The organism is Robinsoniella sp., assembly GCF_034124845.1.
Genome location: NZ_JAWYAJ010000112.1, coordinates 1 through 1,834 on the forward strand (window position 1 = coordinate 1; position 1,834 = coordinate 1,834).

The 1,834-nt window shown below is 31.8% G+C and carries 1 protein-coding gene; it reads right to left on the reverse strand.

The window, feature by feature from the left end; all coding sequences use genetic code 11:
- On the reverse strand, positions 1-1,407 hold a 1,407-nt coding region (locus tag ACH2DQ_RS05425), incomplete at its 3' end, for an ABC transporter ATP-binding protein (RefSeq protein ID WP_395025877.1).
- Between the last annotated feature and the right edge of the window lie 427 nt (positions 1,408-1,834).

Consider the following 1,834-nt stretch of genomic DNA (forward strand, 5'->3'; position numbering starts at 1 on the left):
AGATAGGTTAGCTCCTCCCTCTTCCAGTTTTGTATTATACCCATCTGTAAGATTTGATATGAATTCATGTATATTTGCTACTTTACATGCATTAATAATATCATCATTTGAAGCTTTTACATTGCCAAATATTAAATTTTCAAGTATGCTTCCTTGAAACAAATAACTAATTTGTGGTACAATAGCTATCTCATTACGTAAATTCATTATGTCATATGTATTTATATCGTATCCATCTACTACAACTTTTCCAGAATCAGGTTCAAAAAGATGCATAAGCAAAGATACAAGGGTTGTTTTACCTGCACCGGTACCACCAACTATACCAACGGTTTCTCCAGCACGTATGGACAAATCAATAAAGTTTAAAACAGGTGCGGGTGCAGTTTTTGTATAACGAAAAAGAATATTATCAAAATATATATCTCCATGTGTAATGTGTAGATCGGAATTTTTAGCCTGCTTTCTGGGAGAATTTATTTCAAGTATTTCTATGATCCTGGCTGCCGAGGCTTTTGCCATTATCAAGCCAGTCATCATCGTAACTAAATTTACCATAGCAACCATAGCCATTGTTAAGTAGCTTATTAATGCTATAAGGTCACCTATACCCAAATATCCTTTCATTGACATTATACCTCCGAACCCAATTAACAGTATAGTACCAGCATAAACTGAAAATTGTGCTATTGGCCAAAAACGTATAAGCATTCCTTCAGCTTTTAATGATTTATCATAAACTTCATTTGAGTAATAAATGAATTTGTCTTTTTCTTGCTCAGACTGTACAAATGCTTTAACAATTTTAATGCCTTCTATGTTCTCTTGAACTTTTAAATTCATCTTGTCCATATTTTGTAACATCGAAGTATATAAAGGAAATGCTTTTTTAGATATAAGATAAAAAATTATAGACAGGAAGGGAATAAAAATAAAAAATATAATTGAAAGCCACATATTGATGCAAAACGCATTAAACCAACATATTAAAACTAATATTGGTGAACGGCTAAAAAATTGTAGTGCCGTCATAAAAGCCATCTGAATATTACCAACATCTACCGTTATTCTATTTGAAATAGATGCTTCTTTAAACATACTTTTTGTATCAAATAAGGTTTTCTCAAAAACCTCCCCGCGTAGTCTTCCGCCAAAACCCATTGCTGTTATAGCAGCTAAACGGCTCGAGATCATACCACATAAAAGGCACAAAATAGCCAAAAAGACTATATAACTTCCATTTATAATAATATATCGTGAATCTTTTGACAATATTCCATTATCAATAATATTTTTAGCCAGCAAAGGTATTTGCAGTTCTAAAATCACCTCCAAAATAATAAAGATAGAACATAATATAGCCTTTCCTAAAAAAGGTTTAATATAACGTGAAAGACGATGTACCATAATATAACCTCCATTTCAAAATGTATCGATAAACGGCATGTTTTTTTCTTACTCTCTTTCTTATAGTAATAACTTATTCATTTTCTCCTTTCTTTTAGCTTGTTGTAAATTATAGCATTATCATTTTTTTATTTCTTGACTTAGAATGCTGTTTTATACATCTAGCGGAGTGTAGCAGTGTCAACCGATGCAAAATCAACAAATATTTCTCTCAGAATATTAGAAAAAACGTATTTCTCCATACATTTAGACACTCCGTAGCCATGAACCTGTTAACTTCCGGTGTTGATATTTTGACTATAGTGATATAACTTAGAATCCAGTATTAAGACGACTCATAAATATATTTGCAGATATGGAAGCAAAACGTAAAGCAAAGGAAAAGGCTGGTGATGCCGTGGAATGTTCTTCCTGATATAAACCATCC